Consider the following 17,414-nt stretch of genomic DNA (forward strand, 5'->3'; position numbering starts at 1 on the left):
TGCATGGATGCATTGAAATCAACGCTTCTAATCAGGTCCTTCTCTGCTTGAACGGAGAGTGCGGCATGTACCCACTGCCCCGAGATTCCCTGGTAACTGAAGACGTCATGTCCTTTTGGACTGGTCAGTAGATAAACCCGAGATCCATCGCGGAGAAGGTATTCGTTCATGAGATGGGAGATACCGTCGATTTATCTCTCACTAACCAATGCAACGCAAGCAATCGTGAGCTGACCCTGATCGAAGCAGGCGGTCAGACAGCAAAAACCCCGCACTGGGCGGGGCCGTGGGGACCGGGATGGTCAATCAATCGCCAGGTGGGGCTCCTGGCTGAATCAACCGATCGTTGCTCAGCCTTCAAGCTTGGCGGGCTCGGCCTCGCCTTCTCTCAGTTCAGCGTCGATGATCATCACTGCAGCAGGGTTGCCTGCAGCGAACCTGACGCGACCCAGCAGATAGGCGGCTTCGTGTTCGGAGATGCGCTGGCCGTCAACGACGGGATCGAGGAACACGGTGGTGCGCTTGTCGTCATCCTGTTCAGCGGTGCCGTAGAGCTGCAGCACCGAGGCGGTGACATCAGCTTCCATGCGGAAGACGTTGGCGATCACCTGCTCCACATCGGTCCACTGCTGACGCGGTGGCTCGATGGTGTCGAGCACAGGGCGTTGACCTCTGCTGATCAGATAGTCGGCGAATTTGGCGGCATGCTGCTCCTCTTGCTTGGCCTCATCACGCAGGTGCTCGGCAAAGCCGGTCAGCTCGCGTTCAGCGAACCAGATGGCAGCAGCGAAATAGTCAGCAGCTGACTGACGCTCAAGGTTGAGATGGGCTTCCATCAGATCGAGCAGTTCAGCGGACATGGGCTCGGCCATGGCGCGGCCTGCAGGACCGGTGGGGACAGTGATGGGGGCTTGGATTTGTGAAGCTGTCATGTCTCTTCCTCTGGGAGGGATGAATCAGTTCTACATCACAAAAGAGCGAAAGATAGGCGTAAAAACCGAACATTAGCGGATCAAAATATGCTTTTGAGAATCACATTCAAAAGCCGTAAATATGATCTTGAGAATCACACTCAGCAGTGCAAATCTGCTGCTGAGAATCAGTTTTGACTGTGCGTGAGTTATTGAATGAAGCTCTGCGTCACTTGCCGTCTAGAAGTTGAGCCATTCATTACTGATTTGATTGTTTTTGCTCGCATTCAGTGCCACAGCAAGCATCTGAGGCCTTATCCCGACTGAGCTTGGCCCGGCAACGTCCTGAGCAGCACCTGGCATCCGCACGTTTTGGGGTGAACGTGCAGCCGCAACAGCAGCACTGCCTCGGCGGATGGGCTGGCTTGAGAGCCCGCCGGCGGCGGGCATCAGCGGCGCGTCGTTTCAGGCGATCATCGAGCTGCTTCTGGCGCCCGTCGGCCAGCAGCTCCAACAGCGATTGCGTTTCTGCAGGGCTGGCTGTGTTGCTTGAGTGCCAGAGCTGATTGTCAGCGACAAACCATGGTGTCCAGCGCCAGCGGCGAGCGCCCAAAGGCGCCCACCACAGTCGCCCCGACGTGGTGAGCTTCCACCAGCCTTCTGTGTTCTGCCACGGTGTTCTGGTCAGTTCCCGGTGGTGTGTTGCGACGGGGCGTGGGCAGTCCTCACGGCCTGCTTCAAAGGGTTCCAGGCGCGGGGGCTTCATGGCATTTTGGCTACGCATAAGTGCACGTTAAGCCGTACCTCGCTGGTCGGTCCTCCCCCTGTTGAGACCCGTTCATCAGCCATAGAAAGGAACTGTCCCAATCCGGTAGTCACCATGACGACAGATCTCATCAAGTGCCAGTGCAACACCGCTTGTCAGTGCAGAGTCGAGCCTGCAAAAGCTGTGATGCGTAACGGCAAAGCCTTCTGCTGCGAACCCTGCGCCGATGGTCTCGGCTGTGGTTGCCGGTAATTGTTTTTGCCGCTGGAAACCTGACCCTCACACCGCAAAGCCCTGCTCTTCTGAGTGGGGCTTTGTTTCGCCTCGGTAGCTTTGGTCTTCTGCTTGGCTGGCTCTGCAGCTGTAGCAAGCAAAGCTGATAACGGTTCTCAGGACTTAGCCGCGTTAAGTGATAACCATTCTCATTGATTGCTCCAATTATGTAACTCTCAGGCAAGCTTCAGCTTGAGTGCAGGTGTCGGATGTTAGGACTTTGGCAGTCGCAATAAAGCCCATGTGCTGCAACAATCCGAATGCTGATCATCACAAAGAACAGCCAGGTGACAGCAAAGCGCCTGCCAAGTGAATGACCTGTTTGGGTCACATCTGGTCATCTTTTTAAGCTTCAACACAATGGATTTCCATTGTTGAATTTTCTCAAGCGAAACGGACAGCGCCTCTTTCATCAGGGGCGTTTTTTTTGGGCTCAGGCAGTCACATCTGTAGCAGTCAGTCAGGGTCTCCATTCGCATTGCAACGGCGACTGAAAAGCTTGGAGTTTTAGACACGACGACTTGCCCGGTACTCATCAGGGAACCGGGCTGGTCGTCATACGATCACCCGCCTTAAAAGGTGTCGCATTGAGATGTTGGGCTTTCATCTGATGTTTTTTGGTGTTGCTGCCGACCTGATTGCCGCACTCGTGGCGTTTGAACTCTTTGACTTTGCTCAGAGGAAACCCTCAAGGGAGGTCACTTCTGCGGTTGATCAGTAGGCGGTCGGCTAATTCGAGCTTGCCGATTTCTTTGATCAGCTGCGCGTAGTCAATCTCTGGTCTTGCCCGAAGCTTTGTGGAAGTCATGGAGATCTCCGATTAAAGGCCAATGGTGTGAAGCAAGCCCTCGCCGCTGATCAGCTCCGTTGCGATCGCTGCAATGAAGCCGAGCATGGCCAGTCGACCGTTGAGCTTCTCAGCGCGCTCATGGAATCCCCAGCCGGCATCAGGTGCGGCGATTTCCATCGGTGGTTCCATGGCGTAGACGTTGTCATGCCCTTCCAGATCGTGTGTGACCAGACCTGTGGGTGCTTGAAGTGTGGTTGCTGTCATGGGTGTCTCCGAGTGGGACCTGCTTGGTCTATGCCCGCTGGATCACGCATGGAAGTGGGCCAACCGTCCCTGGAGGTTCGGTTTCAGGACCTTTTCTGACGGGTTCCACGGGAGCAGATTCACCTGCTTTTGCAGCACTCAGTCCAAGCTCAGTCAGTGCTGAGAGTCGTTTCCAGCTCATTGGGCGTGCTGGTTTGGAATCTCGTTTCGCAAACTTCAGACTTTCCCTGTTTGGGCTTTGATCAACCAGCCAGCACTGCTCTTCGCTGTATGGCGATGAACGAGTGACCCTTGTTCAGTTTCAGAACACTGTGGTTGCTTGATCACAGCCGCTGCTGACGTTGTTCTGCGATCAGGTGGAGCAGCTGGTTCAACCCGGTGGAGCAGTCATGGCTAAACCGGAGAAAAGCCATTGGAGCGATATGGAGTGGCACCAAACTGCTGACTGCGTAGAGGAGAGGTTTCAAACCATTCAGCAAATGCACAGACTGAATGGAATTTCAGAACTCATGGCGTTGGCTGATTACTGCACGAAATACAATTTGAAGACTGAGTTGATCAGCAAAGAGGAGCATGATGCTCTGATTGACCCAGGAAATGAACATGGAGCCTGGGTTCTTCGTCGAGACGGTGGGATCAGACTGAAAACCACATCGCAGTCAGGAGAGGTGGTCTTCAGTCTTCGTATCGAAGACAACATTTGGGATGGTTATGCAGAGCATGTGGCTGATTGGCATCGATTCGCTGAGAATTCAAAAGCACTCTTTCAAATTCCATCCAAGACCGAAACGAACTGGCTTGTCTGATCAAGCTTGCTACTCGGGAAAATTTTTATCGGTTTTGCGGATGAGGCGTTTACATCACCCCTCCACCCATCGTTATATCGATAACAGTCAGCACTACTCAGCCCTGGCTCTCAACAATTTCCACTGTCTCTGACAGAGAACGACATTCCTTGAGGAGCTCACTCAAAGGTCATGGCCAACCGAGGGGTTGCTTCGTAAGTGGGCCGAAACTGTTGTCGAGCTTGAAGCCGTGTTGGGCTTGATGTCTCGTATGACTTTGATTCGAGGCAAAAGAATGTCCGGTTCATCCAGTCTTGTGAGGATCTGTCTGGTCGTGGCAGATCCGAGACGCTGAAAGAGCGCACCTGGTCGGGTGTCCTTCAGGATTCGCTCAAACTCTGCTCAGCTCAAGAACGTGCAAAACCTCGCAGAATGAACCAGGTTCCATGAATTTGACTACCAAGTGCTTGAACAACTGATCAATAATGGTTGCCTGGACAGCATTCAGCCTGAAAAACGCATTATTAATGGTTTGGCACTGGACATGGTGGTCACTGATTACCGACAAGAGCTGCATGAAACGAAAAAACAATGGACTAAACCATGAGCCTGCATAACTTGCCAACCACGCTGACTCCGGCTGAGCATCATGCCTTGACGAATGCTGTCACCTACTTGCTGAAAGAACGCAAGCGGCAGCAAAGCGAGGCATTCTCAAAAGGAGAAAGACTGCACACTGCCGATCAGAATCTGTTGGATGACTGCTTGACGGCCTCCCTTTGGTTGGCTGCTCAAGATGAAAAGTTCTATCAGGAGTGGGAAGCTTTACCGGCTGGTAGTCATTTGAAGGAGGTCTACAGCGAGCAGGTCTGGAACTGGAGTGATCGTGATATGCGAACTGCTCACTCTGATCCACTGCCGGAAAGTCTGAACTTATAAGCCCTTCGATCACAGCTTCACAGCGCCATAAAGCACAGACAGAATGCCAGGGTGTCGACCTTTTTCGAATGTTGAAGATGAACTGAATTGAGCACACTGTTTTTGGAAGGTTTGATGATAAATATTTTTGTATTGGCGAATTTGTCAAAGGGTTTTTCCATTGCTGTCTGTGGCCAGACCTCTTGAGTGGTCAGTTGAGCGGTTGCTTGAAAGTGATGGCTCAAGTTGACTTGCCATCAGGGTTGATTGCTTTCAAAGCACAAAAGTATGAATCCGATTGATTGATCAACCATTGTCTTGTAACGGTTAAGACCATGGAAATCAAATCTTGCAACCGTGAAATTTGCTATTGATGGACATGGCCAACCACGACCTGTGACAATGATGGTTTCGACAGTCTCTACGACAGAGTCTTTTCAGTTTTCCATCTCTGATTACAGCATTGAGCATCAAGGAAGGGCTGTTTTAGATGTCACCCTTGAGTACATCTACAAGCCTGATCTGGGTAACCCTGAGCTCTATTTCGATTTTCAGCAAGTTGTTGGCTACATTGATAAATTTTTTGTGACGTATCCAAATGAAACCGATTATTGTGAGATTCTCAACAAGAATCTCCCATCAGCTCGCCACCGACACATTGATCAAAGTTTTGGATTCGCTGATTTGTCACTGAATGCCATCACTTGAGCCCATATTCACGACCGCATCGCAGACAAGAGCCAACCGTTGGTCGTGCCTTAGAGCAGGGCAATGAACAATCGATCTGTGGAGTCGCTTCAGATGGCCGACCTGATGACTGATGCAAGCATGACTTGCTAGAACTGATCCCACTGCTGATTGATTAGGGCATGAGCAACCACTGGGTAAACCGCATGACCGTTCCTGTTGTTCGCGTCAAAGAGTTTGCAGAGCTGTCTGCCTGCTACCAGGAAGCGTTGAAGGATCGTGGTGCTTTGGATTGCACATACAAGCTTTGGTCTGAAATGACTGCGGCAGAGAAGGCCAAAGTCGCCAAAAGATTGCCAAGCACCGCCAACAACTGGTACGTGAATTGATTGAGAGAGCTCAGTGAGAAGAGCTTCGCTGGTCTACTTCTCTTTCTGATGAGAACAACTCACCCGGTGAAAGCGACGTTTTGTTCATGGTGCGCTTTCAGATCCTGAACTGCGACAGGTTTTTAGAGTGTCTTGAACTTTGTCTGATCTTGACCAGACTGAGGACAGTCCATACAGGCATCGTGCAGAGATGACCCTTGAGGCCGACCACTCCACACTTTTGCTGATTGCTCAGGTGATCGCGCTCAGCGACGGGTCGATCTCTGAGGAAGAGGAAAGAATGATTCAGGGTTTGCCCGAACGTCTCGGCTTAAAAGCTGTGCCCCGCTTAACCCAGGAAAGCTTGCCCTCACTGTCGAGCCTGGGAAAGCAGCTCAGCAGCCATGGTGATCGTTGTCTTGCGGCGAGGATTGCAGGATTAGTTGCAGGAGTCTCGCGGAATCCTGATGATCAGCAAGACATCAACGCAGATGAGCGCTCGGCCTATCGGGAACTGATCAACTCCCTGCAGCTTGAGAACAATGAGCTTGAGGAGATTGAATTCAGTGTCCGCCAGGAATTAACTGAAGGAAAGTCTCTCCTTCAAATCATCGGTGATGCGCTGTTTGGTAAAGGTTCATGGCCTGATCAGGACATTCTGCTCAAAACCCCTGAGATCCCTGGCCTGGGTTAGTTCTGTGACCACAACTGATCGACCGTTGGTGATGAGCCAGTGGTCGTCGCTGGTAATGCTTTATTGCTCTTATGCGAACAGTTTGGGGTAGCGGATTGACGCAGACATCATTTGCACTGAATTCACTGCTTCTCGTTGATCTTGTTATCAAACATCCACTTCATCATCCCCTTGCTGTCGTTTTTAAAGGAGACAATCCCAAAGCTCACCAGGAAGACCAGCGAAACAGTGATCAGAACCGCTGCGCTCAGCTCGCTGATCTCCAGATTGCCAAATGACAGTGTTGTCAAGATTGAACTTTTCATTCAAGGCTTTCGCGCCTTCCTTCCCTGGGGACTGAGCCAAGAATCAAAAGCATCTTTTCGTCGGGAAAGATCTGATCGCCAAACAGAAAAAACAAAATCCAATCCGGCATCTTTTCGACCATAATTTTCAACTTTAGCTTTGGGCTTCGAGTTGGAGTTTCTCTGTTATGGCCGCTTATTAACACTCAATATCGCTGTATCCGATTTAACTTGGGCATAGTTGCTTTTGCCATTTGTTTCCCTAGGCGAGCGCGTCGGCATTGCTTGGATCGGGCTGTTGATCGTGACGAACGAGCTGGATGCAACCAAACAAAAGGGGCCGGATGAATCCGGCCCCTGCCACCTGCGTCTTCTGATGCTGGCAATGAAGAGGCTCTGCGAAGCTCGCGCTTAACGTCTTGAGATCAATGGAGCCTCATCTGTCAGGACTGAACTTCTGTGTCCTGACGTTGCTCAGTGGTTTCGGCGTCTGCCGAATTCGTGCTGCGTTGACAGCCGCCTGAGCCTGCGAAAGCGGGAGCTGTGATCAGAAGCGTTGCGCAAAGAAGCGTGCAGAAGCGAAACATTGTTGTGAATCAAGTCTCTGAATGCTGGCGAACGATCCCCTCTGACCGCGAGCATCAACCTTGAGACAAAAAAAGAGGCCGGATGACTCCAGCCTCAGTGCCCGATTGCATTGATTGTGTCTGTTCAAAGTTCAGCCGCAAGCTTTTGTTCACACAGTCGTTAGGCGATGACTGATCCCAAAGCTCGTCTGTTACTTACTGGCTTGAAAATCCCTGTTGATGCATAGTGCATTCATCACAGGGTGCGACCGTGTTTTGTATTCAACGGCTTTCAGACAAAGGCTGGGTTTGCATTGCCGAAAACCTCAACCTGCTTGAAGCCAGAGCGAAAGCAACGCTGTGGTCTCAGGAGCAGGTCGCTGCTTTTCGAGTGGTCAGTCGTGATCAATCCGACATGCAGTTCCTTTGCCGGGATGGAAAAATCCTGGTGGATCTTTCCGAACCAGCGGATCTGGCTGCTGCTCTTGAGGGGCAGCCATCCGTCCTGATGGAAGACATTTCCTGGAAAATTCTGGCGGAAGCCAATTGAATCCTCTCATCATCGATTCCTTGGCTCTAAACATAAAAAACTCTCTCCGGTAGATCTGTACGTGGCGTGCATAACAATCGTGCTGTACGGGTACGAGGCAGGCTTTAGTCAACGTATGAGTCGCTACAGCTTTCAATGCTGGGCAAAACTTTTCAACCAGTTTTATAGCTTGAGCGAGGATTAAGTAAACCGCTCATTTTGGTAGAGCCCAGCAAAGCAAAGGCTGATATCTTCAGACATGTGCTTGAGTTCATCTGCAGTCCTGTAGTGCTGGCTTTCTTCTGAGGTTCGACTAGTGCTTGTGACTGAATTTGAGGTGAATTTTGTAGCTCATCCTTTCCAGTGGAAAGACTGGCTGGCTCACTCGTTGTTGCCTTGCTCGACCCAACACTTTTGAATCTCTAAAGCAAGCGAAGCTTCAAGCTAGAGATGCCTTGGGGACATTAGCTTTAGATGTGTGGTTTTCTGGAACATTTAGGGCAATTCAAGTGGAGCGGCGTTGGCATGCTCCACAAAGAATGCTCAGCAAAGGACCCACCCAGATCTTTTGTGGGATTATTGGAGCATGAACTTGAGATTAGTCGGCTTATGCTCCTTTCCAAGGTTGGGTATGAATCACTATGTGCTCCTCAAATTTCTTGGCTTCACTTACAACTACCGTTTGCTGATGCGCCATCTGTCAAACCTCATTCATCAGCAAAATATTGAATTGTTTGACTGGAGTCCTGATTGGCCACAGAGGACGCTTTAACACTGATTGCTGTTGTTCCCCTTTTTTATCAGCGCAGACCTTTTTGCCGTCGGTTTCATCATCAGAATAGCGACCAGTATGAATATTCTTAGCGATGAGTTACAACACAAAAACACATGCATGGGGCTAACGACAAAAATTAAGTCGTACATGTTCGTTTATCTGCATCAGCGCATTATTGATCTCGAAGTGGGCTTTAGGGGCTAATTTTCGTGTTCAGGACACTATGTTTTGCTGGGAAAGAGTTTATGCCATTGGCATTCTTGACTCCTAAATTAATTATGCTGTTTCAAGTCTCAGGACTGATTCTTTATCAACCTTTATAGACTCGTGTCGTCTTTATAACTTGTCGGGAATCCGTATACCATTTGAAGCCTTTATCAACCTTTAAAATCTTGGCCTTGTAGACAGTCGGTGGATTTTTGCCCAAGTGATAAATATCAGCCATGACACTCTTCTTCTCAGAGCGCAAAATCCGCTCATCTTAGGCTCTTTCAAGGGATGTGACTTCTGATGGCGTTACTATTGATGTCCGGCATTAATAGTAAATAATAATAGCTTCCCTTCGCTATGATAACTAAGCTTTTAACTAGTCTAAAATTGCTCTAAAATGTATCGGGAATCAATGTTTTTTTGTGATCAGCAATGTTGCTCATAGTGGTTCTTGCTGTGTCATGCAATGGATACCACCTCCACCAAAATTAATGGATATACATCCAATTTGAACAATTTCTCGACCGGGAAATTCAGTTTTAAATGTGTCAAGTACTTTTTGATCCTTATCTCGGGTGGAAGTTGGTAAGCCTGGTTGCCAATATCGTGGCAAGAGGACTACGCCATTAGTTACTAAAAAATTAAGGTAACTTGATACGGCAATTACTTTGATTTCGTCAGTCATTGGGAATGGACAGCCAAATTCGTATTTAACATCTAGAGCGTCATATCCACCGTCTCCTCTTGTCATGTTGGCATAGAGATGATCGGTGTGTGGGATTCTGACTATCCGAAATGGATTACCATCCTGATCCTTTGCTGCATTGAGAATTTGAAAATTACGTTCTAGACGCCGCCGATTTTCTCGAGCTATGGGATCCTTGGAAGCCTCTTCTTCAGATACTTCGGCCAACAACACAGTACTTGGAGACGAAAATCTTGCTACCTCATCAACATGTCCGCCTGCTGTCGTATTCGGAGTCCAGATATCATGGTTACCATCAGGACCCTCTAATGGACCAGTCCAGGTTGAATCGTCTTCAGCAATTCCTTCTTCAAGCCAAATAATATTACTTACTTGAAATAGACGATCAAATTCAACTTCCATATCTTCAATTGACCACGTTGGATTCCGCTGGCACTCGACGGACTTCACTGCAATCATGGAGCCTTTGCCATTGAACTCTCTTCCGCCTCCTTCGCCGATTAGCTCGGATGAAATTGTGTCAATCTGAAGTTCGGTGGCAATTAGTTCATTGGCATGTTTGGCCAACATTGAATGTGGAGAATCAGCTGATTCATAGCCATAACAATCGAAGTCCATTAATACCATTTTCTTTTTTTTATTATTATCAACTACAAAAATTGGGCCTGGATCACGCACCCAGATATCATCATGGGGTACATCATGAAACGTCACTTGGTTCATGTTTATCGATGCGCTCATCAACAAACGCTCAACATTGATTCTGCTTGCTGCGTCGTTAACCTGAATTTTTACTCTCACATGAGGTGTCAGAGTCCGAATTATTTCGATGTACATCGGTACAGCCGACAATCCACGCTTATACTCAAAAACTGGCCAAGCAATCCAAATTGCAGCATGTTGCTCAAATTCTGCGGGAAAACGAAACTCTCTATTATTTTCCATAGAACTTAAGTCTTAAGGCAAGACTAGTGACATTCATAGTCTTACACCATCCCTATTCATAATGCAATGGCGTGACACCTGATTTGCTAAATCTAAAATGTATAACAAGTATCTATCTGGTTAAGTAGCTATTTCTAGTGATTGACGTCAGCATCGTTGCCAGAAAACTTTGTATTCTGAGTGTCTAAACGCTTCACTTCTTCCAGAATCGTTGTTCAACTTAGAAAGTGTTCTTGATTATTTTCATTGGGTTGGCTGTGTCGTTTTTCTGCACTGGCTTGCTTCAGCAGATTTATCATAATGTGTCGGATCCTGTCGCTTAAGATCAGTTTTGTTGCGGTATCTGCCGCTCCGAATTGTTCATTATAAATTTCACTAGGTCTCCTTGATGAATACGACTGTGCTCTGGTTTTTGATAAGTTCACTTGTCTGATTGTTAATCCGCTTGATTGTTTTATTGCTTGCCATTGTGGCTGACCGCTAATTCATATTGCGGTTCTTTTTCAATTCAATGGCAATCGAACTGACTACAGAAATCTCTTTCTATCCATCCTCATGACGTTTTGTATTCCGTCTCTTATTTATCTGGTTGAATTCAACGCTTCAGTACCTAGCCAACGCTGAATTCGACGATCACTATCGCTCAGGTCCTTGGGCTTGTGCCGCTTCAACCTGCTGTTCTTCTAATACTCTTACCAGCTTAATAATGTCGATGGTGTTATGTCTGAGCCTTCAATTATTGAAAGGTATATTGGTACCCTACGGCGATTTTGTCTCCACTGCAACCTTCTTCAGTTCATATGCAGTAGATGTAAGTTCAGAGCAAGCTGATTTCCCCATTATAGTTATCAGTTTGCTCAGGCAAGATGTTATGTTGTGCTCAAGAGACAAGCGTGCTCTGGCTAGAGCTCGATATCTAGATTGATGGAATATTGCTTGAAACCAAGTTTTTCCCAATAATTTATCGCCGTTAGATTTCCAGAAAAAGATTCTATTTTCAGCCGTGTAGCTCTTCTTTCTTTACTGAATTCGACAAAACGCTTTGTTAAATCCTGTCCGACGCCAAGCCCTCGAAAATTTTTGGATACGTGTAAGCTCTCCAATTCAGCAATATGCCTGAAATTCCAGTCAAGAGGCGTTCTTATAACTGCTCCATACGCATAGCCGACAATTTGCCTCTCTATCTCTGCGACCGCTAGCAAACGATTTTCATCGGAAATGTACTCAACAAGAAAAGCCTTTGCTTCAAGAGAAGTCGCCCATGATGGATTGAATCTTGAGTCTAAATCAAGATGAAATTCAAGTTGTTTGAAGTATAAGAAAGCAATCGTCTCTAAATCGGAATCATGTGCAGAACGAACTTCGACAGCAGATTGATTGTTCATGTTTTGAATTCAGCAATGTGATGATTTATGCGACAGTTTCGGGCAAAGCCCTTAAGCAAACTCCTGTCCCCTGAATCATGGACTTCCTTAAGCCACTTCTTTTCACATTGCTTTTACAGCATTCTGAAAAGAAATTCAATTATGATGCTGGCAAGGTTCATAGCACCATTGTTCGTTTCCGGATTACGCATTCTCCGTTAACAATGAAGTATAAATTCCATGCTATTTTTCCGATTACGAGGAGATGTTGATTGATGCTCAGTCAATCTCAACTCCTGCTCTATCCGCCCTCTCCTCAGGCGGCGTCGGCTACCGGTGAGTGCTTTTACTTTCATCGAAATATCTGGCAGAAACATCCTGCAAGGCATGAAATAACGGCAGCAAAAGTTTGAGCATTGCTTCAGTGAGGGTCTGATACTGGACCAGACCCCCTCTTGAGTGAAGGAACTTAAACTTTTCGTGAGTAATACTCCACCACCAGCAGTTCATTGATCTCCAGAGCGACCCATTCGCGTTCGCACTTGTTGATCACCTTGGCGCTGAGTTTGGCCTTGTCGAGCTCAAGGTGGGGTGGCACATTGGCGAGGCCTGGGAATTCCAGGTTGCCTTCGGCCAGCTTTTTGCTGCCCTTGCGTTCACGCACGGCAATCACATCACCGGCCTTGCACTGGTAACTGGCGATGTCAGTGACGCGACCGTTCACGGTGATATGGCCATGATTCACCAGCTGGCGAGCGCCAGGCACTGTGGGGCCGAAACCGAGACGGAAGCAGACGTTGTCGAGACGGTTCTCGAGAAGTTTGAGCAGGTTGGTTCCTGTGGAACCGTCCTGAGCGCGCGCTTTTTTCACGTAGCGCACGAGTTGGCGTTCGGAGACGCCGTAGTTGAAGCGAAGCTTCTGCTTCTCTTCGAGACGGATCGCGTATTCAGAGCGCTTGCGACGGGCTTGGCCGTGCTGACCGGGTGGATAGGACCGCTTTGCGGCCTTCCGGGTGAGACCAGGGAGGTCTCCCAAGCGCCGCGTGATCCTCAGACGAGGGCCGCGGTAACGAGACATAGGTGAAGAAGGTGTTGGACCGTTCACGCCGGAGAAACGCCATGCTGGACTTGAGTCAGCTTTGCGTTTTCGCATGCGCGAACCACCGATCTTATCCGGCGGCTTCTCCAGCTCCCTTAGAGAGAAGTTCAGCAAGGCCGTCGCCCAGCTGATGATTGCGGTGATTGGTTTCTATCGCCGCTGGATTTCGCCCCTGTTCGGCCCCCGTTGCCGCTTCATCCCCAGTTGCAGTGCCTACGGACTGGAAGCCATCCAGCGGCATGGCCCCTGGCGTGGCGGCTGGCTCACTCTGCGCCGGATCGGTCGATGTCATCCCTTCACTCCCTGCGGCTGTGACCCCGTCCCCGATTGAGACCATGCAGCTGATCCTGTTCAGCCGGCAGGGCTGTTGCCTCTGTGAAGGATTGGAACAACGCCTTCGGGAGCTTGACCTCAATGGCCTCAGGCCAACGCTGAGTTTGGATGTGATCGATATCGATGCTGCAGGAATTGATCCGGAGCTGCGCACCCGTTACGACCTCGAAGTTCCTGTTCTGACGCTGCAGGGCAAGCCCTTGCCAAGGGTGTCGCCACGCCTGAGCGGTGAGGGACTGTTCAATTGGTTGCAACGGCACTGCACCACGATCGCCGGATCGGACTAGAACGGCCTCATCTTTAGGGGGCTTGTGATGACGCAGACGCTCCACTCGCTGCTGAAAGCTGTGCTGCTTCCAGTGCCTGCTGGCCTGTCCAATCCAGGGGTCACTTCGATTACCTGTGATTCCCGAAGTGTTGGTCAGGGCTGTCTCTTCATCGGGCTTCCGGGTGAGCGGGTGGACGGTGGCTGTTTCTGGCAGGAGGCTCTGAAGGCAGGAGCCGCGGCAGCGCTGATCGGTGAGCAAGCCGCGGCGTCGCATCCCCCCTCCAAGCAGGATCCGGTTCTGGTGATCCCAGAGCCGGTGTCTCACTGGGCCGGAGAGCTGGCTGCAGCCTTCTGGCAACACCCTTCCTTGCGCATGCAGTTGATCGGTGTGACCGGCACCAACGGCAAAACCACTACAACGCATCTGATCGAACATCTCAGCCTGGAGTGCGGCCGTCCTGCAGCTCTGTTCGGAACTCTGGTCAATCGCTGGCCGGGACACAGCGTGACGTCCACGCATACCACTGCGGTTGCGGATCGTCTGCAGGCCCAGCTGGCAGAAGCATTGACCAGGGGGACACAGGTGGCGGCCATGGAGGTCAGCTCCCATGCTCTGGATCAACAGAGGGTGGCCGGTTGTCGCTTCTCCTCTGCTGTGTTCACCAACCTCACGCAGGATCATCTCGACTACCACCCCTCGATGGAGGCCTATTTCGAAGCGAAAGCGCGTCTGTTTGCCGATCCCTTCCTGGTGGGTGAGGGGCCCCGGGCAGTGGTGAACGTTGACGACCCCTGGGGGCGACGCCTGGCTGATCGCCTTGGCGATCGCTGCTGGCGCTGCAGCCTCGACGAGGTGGCCGATCTCAGCATGCGCGACCTCGAAATGACATCCAGCGGTGTGCAGGGCACGCTGCTCACACCCCGCGGAGAGGAACGTTTCCATTCACCGCTGGTGGGCCGCTTCAATCTGATGAATGTGATGCAGGCCGTGGGCTCCATGCTCCAGCAGGATCTGCCGCTGTCCCTGTTGCTGCAAGCCCTTCCTCACTTCCGTGGTGTGCCTGGACGGATGGAGCGGGTGCTGCCCTCCTCCTCTCCCTCAGATCAGCTCCCAGCTGTAGTGGTCGATTACGCCCACACCCCCGACGGTCTGCGCAGTGCTCTTCAGGCCAGTCGTCCATTTGTGGATGGGCAGCTGGTGTGCGTGTTTGGCTGTGGCGGAGACCGCGATCGGGGCAAGCGTCCTCAGATGGCCTCCATTGCCGCAGAGCTGGCTGATCGCGTTGTGGTCACATCCGACAATCCACGCACGGAGGATCCTCAGCGCATTCTCGATGACGTGGTGGCGGGTCTGTCTTCAGGCATCGACTACCAGGTGGAAGTTGACCGATCGATCGCGATCGCTCAGGCGATCGCTGCGGCCCGGCCCGGAGACCTTGTTCTGATTGCGGGTAAAGGTCATGAGGACTATCAGATTGTTGGCACCGAAAAGCTGCATTTCGATGACCGGGAAGAAGCGGAGAAAGCGCTGCGCTCCTGGAACTAGCTATCCATCGCTGACAGGCTTCGAATCTGATCGCTGAGCTGCGCCAGCTCGTTCTGACTTGTGCAGACATGGGTGCAGGCACGCAGGCAGATGGGATCTGCCAGATCTCGGATCCAGATCTGTTGCGCACCGAGTGCTTTCACCACCTCAGATGGTGTGACTCCTGCTGTCTCAGGGTGCATCTGAAAACTCACGAGACCAGCCGGCGGCGGGCCGTCAAGCAGTGGGGAGACCCCAGGGATCAACTGAAGCTTGTGCCAGAGCTGTTCGCTCAGCGTGCGGATGTGCATGAGTCGATCGTGATCGGAGCCCTCCTGTTCCAGCAGATCAAGCGAGCAGCGCAGCCCAGCCATCAACGGCACGCAGCTGGTGGCCACCTCGAAGCGACGGCTGTCGTGATGGAAGGGGTCTGGATCATCAGCCACAGCCCGAGTCTCGTCCTGAAGGCTGCGCCAGCCGATCACGGTGGGATGCGTCTCCGAGAGCATGCGCTCCGAGAGCGCCACCCCACCCAGCCCCTCCGGCCCACAGCACCACTTATGTCCCGTGAAGGCATAGATGTCAGCCGCTTGTGCCGCCTCCGCAACGGGGATCTGGCCGACGCTCTGTGCTGCATCAACGAGGAGATAAGGCTTTGCAGGGTGCTGTTGCATTTGTGACGCCACAGCTGTGATCGGCATCTGTTGACCGGTGTTCCACAGCAGATGGGACAACACCACGAGGCGGGTTCGGCTTGTGAGCTTTTGCTCAAGTGCAGCAAGCACTTCGCGATCGGTGCGGGCCTGCTCATCACCTCCGCACCTGAGTTGCTTCACCGGCAGCACGTGAACCTGAAGCTGAAGGCGGCGAGCCAGTTCATGGCATGCGGCCACAACGCCAGGGTGTTCACTGTCGCTGATCAGGATGTGGTCGCCGCTGTTCAGCGGAAGGCCCCAGAGCGGCAGCACACATCCCGTGGTCACGTTCTCGCTGAGGGCGAGTCGATGTGCTGGCACGTTGCACAACCGGGCCAGACGCCCGCGGGTGCTGTTCACCTCCGCACTGATGTAAGCCCAGATGTCGGTGGTGAAGGGGCCGAGTTCCTGGATGCGTTTCCAGCTCGTGGTGATGGCATCCAGCGAGGGCGTTGGCAGAGGACCCTGCCCGCCGTAGTTGAAATAGGTCTTGTTGGCGAGTGCGGGGCAGTGATCTCGCATTCTGACTGGACTATTGTTGATATAGACGTCGATATTGGTCACTCTCTTCAGCAAAATGCCCAGATACATCATTCTGGTTTGTCTAGCTAACACTTGCAGTGCAGGGTTCTGAGTGTCTACCTAGCAGTGCATCGGCATTCAATGTGGACAGTGCCAGGAAAAGCGCTGAATCAGGCACGGGCACAAGCTTTAGCCTTTCTAGCTGGTACAGATAGGGAGTTCAGACTGGTAAGCAAGTAGTAGCGTAGCACTGAAGAGAAATTGATCAGGTACAGCTCTACAAATGAGAAGGGGACCTTCGAGATGGGTGAGGCTGTAGCACCTAGGTTGTATCCATCACCCAGTATTAGCTCTCAAGTCTGTATTAGATCGCCTCGAATGTTCACTAAAGAAACACTAAAGCTAATAATTAAATAGCTATTGCTACAGGCCCTACATCACGAACGAGAACCAGCAGCTTGAACTTATGAAGGCTAGAAGCATGTCATTCATGCATTTATTGCATTTAACTTTAAAGCACGCCTAGTGCTTTGTACAAGGAAAGATGCTGTTAAATATGTGAATAATCTACTTATAATTATGACCCGCAACTTTGCGAAAACGCAGGTTGCTCATTGCTATTGTCAATGGTCAATATTGCCCGACAGACAGAAGGCCGTTGAACGCGTATGGATTGGAAAGTCAGCCATCTTCAACCCATTAGCAAGAAAACAATCGTTAATCGCAACAAATTTTTTGAACTGTCCATGTCTAAAGAGTGGATATGGTCTAATTGTATATTTATTATATTAAATTGGATTAAATAGGCTGTTGTTCCGCGGGGGGTAGCTGGATTTGCCTGAATAGGACTTGCATAAAGCCCACATTTCCCTTCAATAGTCAGAAGACTATGATTTAAAGACATCCCGTAGCATCAGGGATATTCCAATTCGTCCAGACTTGAAAATATCATAACACAACTTATTGGGCGCTCTGATTCTCTTTGTCCAAGGCTATAAGTGTATTTATAGTTAATTGCCCGGAAATCATCCTCTGGATTTTAAGTCTGGCTAAGCCATGCAACGATTCTGTATCTCAGATCATTAGATCTGAGATACAGAATCGTTGCATGGCAAAGGGACCAAAACTTCGATCAGA

19 protein-coding genes are annotated in these 17,414 nt (G+C 50.5%); 10 read left to right on the top strand and 9 right to left on the bottom strand.

From position 1 onward, the window contains the following. Positions 1 to 350: 350 nt before the first annotated feature. The 3 genes from SIB73_RS00315 to SIB73_RS00325 form a co-directional block, all read right to left on the bottom strand. Positions 351 to 932, bottom strand: a complete 582-nt coding sequence (locus SIB73_RS00315) for a ferritin (RefSeq protein WP_413403540.1) — start codon at positions 930 to 932, stop codon at positions 351 to 353. Positions 933 to 1,170: 238 nt separating this feature from the next. Continuing rightward, positions 1,171 to 1,677, bottom strand: coding sequence for a hypothetical protein (locus tag SIB73_RS00320; protein WP_413403748.1), 507 nt, complete (start codon positions 1,675 to 1,677; stop codon positions 1,171 to 1,173). 1,093 nt (positions 1,678 to 2,770) lie between these two features. Continuing rightward, complete coding sequence (locus SIB73_RS00325; protein ID WP_413403747.1) at positions 2,771 to 3,004, bottom strand: chlorophyll a/b-binding protein; 234 nt, start codon at positions 3,002 to 3,004, stop codon at positions 2,771 to 2,773. Positions 3,005 to 3,345: 341 nt separating this feature from the next. On the opposite strand from SIB73_RS00325, the gene SIB73_RS00330 reads away from it, so the two are divergent. From SIB73_RS00330 to SIB73_RS00340, 3 genes are all read left to right on the top strand, one after another. Beyond that, positions 3,346 to 3,810: a hypothetical protein gene (locus SIB73_RS00330; protein ID WP_413439659.1), complete on the top strand. Its 465-nt coding sequence runs from the start codon at positions 3,346 to 3,348 to the stop codon at positions 3,808 to 3,810. A gap of 442 nt (positions 3,811 to 4,252) precedes the next feature. After that, positions 4,253 to 4,396, top strand: coding sequence for a hypothetical protein (locus tag SIB73_RS00335; protein ID WP_413403745.1), 144 nt, complete (start codon positions 4,253 to 4,255; stop codon positions 4,394 to 4,396). Continuing rightward, positions 4,393 to 4,728, top strand: a complete 336-nt coding sequence (locus tag SIB73_RS00340; RefSeq protein ID WP_413403744.1) for a hypothetical protein — start codon at positions 4,393 to 4,395, stop codon at positions 4,726 to 4,728. Before SIB73_RS00335 ends, SIB73_RS00340 begins: the two co-directional genes overlap by 4 nt. A 17-nt stretch (positions 4,729 to 4,745) precedes the next feature. Here SIB73_RS00340 and SIB73_RS00345 read toward each other — a convergent pair whose 3' ends face one another. Further along, the gene (locus tag SIB73_RS00345) at positions 4,746 to 4,952 is read right to left on the bottom strand and encodes a hypothetical protein (RefSeq protein WP_413403743.1); all 207 of its coding nucleotides are present in this window, start codon (positions 4,950 to 4,952) and stop codon (positions 4,746 to 4,748) included. A gap of 112 nt (positions 4,953 to 5,064) precedes the next feature. On the opposite strand from SIB73_RS00345, the gene SIB73_RS00350 reads away from it, so the two are divergent. From SIB73_RS00350 to SIB73_RS00360, 3 genes are all read left to right on the top strand, one after another. Next, a complete protein-coding gene (locus tag SIB73_RS00350; RefSeq protein ID WP_413403742.1) occupies positions 5,065 to 5,415 on the top strand; it encodes a hypothetical protein in 351 nt (116 codons plus the stop codon). A gap of 161 nt (positions 5,416 to 5,576) precedes the next feature. Beyond that, positions 5,577 to 5,783 (top strand): hypothetical protein, encoded by a 207-nt coding sequence (locus tag SIB73_RS00355; RefSeq protein WP_413403741.1) that lies wholly within the window; start codon positions 5,577 to 5,579, stop codon positions 5,781 to 5,783. 190 nt (positions 5,784 to 5,973) lie between these two features. Next, entirely contained in the window at positions 5,974 to 6,456 is a 483-nt protein-coding gene (locus SIB73_RS00360) for a TerB family tellurite resistance protein (protein ID WP_413403740.1), read from the top strand. Between the two features lie 122 nt (positions 6,457 to 6,578). Here the strand turns inward: SIB73_RS00360 and SIB73_RS00365 are convergent, their stop codons facing one another. Continuing rightward, positions 6,579 to 6,746 carry a hypothetical protein gene (locus tag SIB73_RS00365; protein ID WP_413403739.1) on the bottom strand — a complete coding sequence of 56 codons (168 nt, stop codon included), beginning with the start codon at positions 6,744 to 6,746 and terminating at the stop codon, positions 6,579 to 6,581. A gap of 807 nt (positions 6,747 to 7,553) precedes the next feature. On the opposite strand from SIB73_RS00365, the gene SIB73_RS00370 reads away from it, so the two are divergent. Beyond that, a complete protein-coding gene (locus tag SIB73_RS00370) occupies positions 7,554 to 7,856 on the top strand; it encodes a hypothetical protein (protein WP_413439660.1) in 303 nt (100 codons plus the stop codon). 1,403 nt (positions 7,857 to 9,259) lie between these two features. On the opposite strand, the gene SIB73_RS00375 is transcribed toward SIB73_RS00370, so the two are convergent. From SIB73_RS00375 to rpsD, 3 genes are all read right to left on the bottom strand, one after another. Continuing rightward, positions 9,260 to 10,471: an agmatine deiminase family protein gene (locus SIB73_RS00375; RefSeq protein WP_413403737.1), complete on the bottom strand. Its 1,212-nt coding sequence runs from the start codon at positions 10,469 to 10,471 to the stop codon at positions 9,260 to 9,262. 902 nt (positions 10,472 to 11,373) lie between these two features. Next, on the bottom strand, positions 11,374 to 11,856 hold the full coding sequence (locus SIB73_RS00380; protein ID WP_413403736.1) for an N-acetyltransferase family protein: 483 nt from the start codon (positions 11,854 to 11,856) through the stop codon (positions 11,374 to 11,376). Positions 11,857 to 12,304: 448 nt separating this feature from the next. Beyond that, positions 12,305 to 12,913, bottom strand: coding sequence for a 30S ribosomal protein S4 (gene rpsD, locus SIB73_RS00385; protein ID WP_413403735.1), 609 nt, complete (start codon positions 12,911 to 12,913; stop codon positions 12,305 to 12,307). Positions 12,914 to 12,986: 73 nt separating this feature from the next. Between rpsD and yidD the strand changes: the two genes are divergently transcribed. The 3 genes from yidD to SIB73_RS00400 are packed head-to-tail and all read left to right on the top strand — an operon-like array spanning position 12,987 to position 15,081. Next, positions 12,987 to 13,265, top strand: coding sequence for a membrane protein insertion efficiency factor YidD (yidD, locus tag SIB73_RS00390; RefSeq protein ID WP_413403734.1), 279 nt, complete (start codon positions 12,987 to 12,989; stop codon positions 13,263 to 13,265). A gap of 4 nt (positions 13,266 to 13,269) precedes the next feature. Further along, complete coding sequence (locus SIB73_RS00395) at positions 13,270 to 13,554, top strand: glutaredoxin family protein (protein ID WP_413406556.1); 285 nt, start codon at positions 13,270 to 13,272, stop codon at positions 13,552 to 13,554. A 27-nt stretch (positions 13,555 to 13,581) separates the two neighbouring features. Next, positions 13,582 to 15,081 carry a UDP-N-acetylmuramoyl-L-alanyl-D-glutamate--2,6-diaminopimelate ligase gene (locus SIB73_RS00400; RefSeq protein ID WP_413403733.1) on the top strand — a complete coding sequence of 500 codons (1,500 nt, stop codon included), beginning with the start codon at positions 13,582 to 13,584 and terminating at the stop codon, positions 15,079 to 15,081. Here SIB73_RS00400 and SIB73_RS00405 read toward each other — a convergent pair. After that, on the bottom strand, positions 15,078 to 16,277 hold the full coding sequence (locus tag SIB73_RS00405) for an aminotransferase class V-fold PLP-dependent enzyme (RefSeq protein WP_413403732.1): 1,200 nt from the start codon (positions 16,275 to 16,277) through the stop codon (positions 15,078 to 15,080). The genes SIB73_RS00400 and SIB73_RS00405 overlap by 4 nt on opposite strands. Positions 16,278 to 17,414: the final 1,137 nt, after the last annotated feature.

The sequence above is a fragment of the Synechococcus sp. MIT S9509 genome, from assembly GCF_047303035.1.
Lineage (GTDB): Bacteria > Cyanobacteriota > Cyanobacteriia > PCC-6307 > Cyanobiaceae > Synechococcus_C.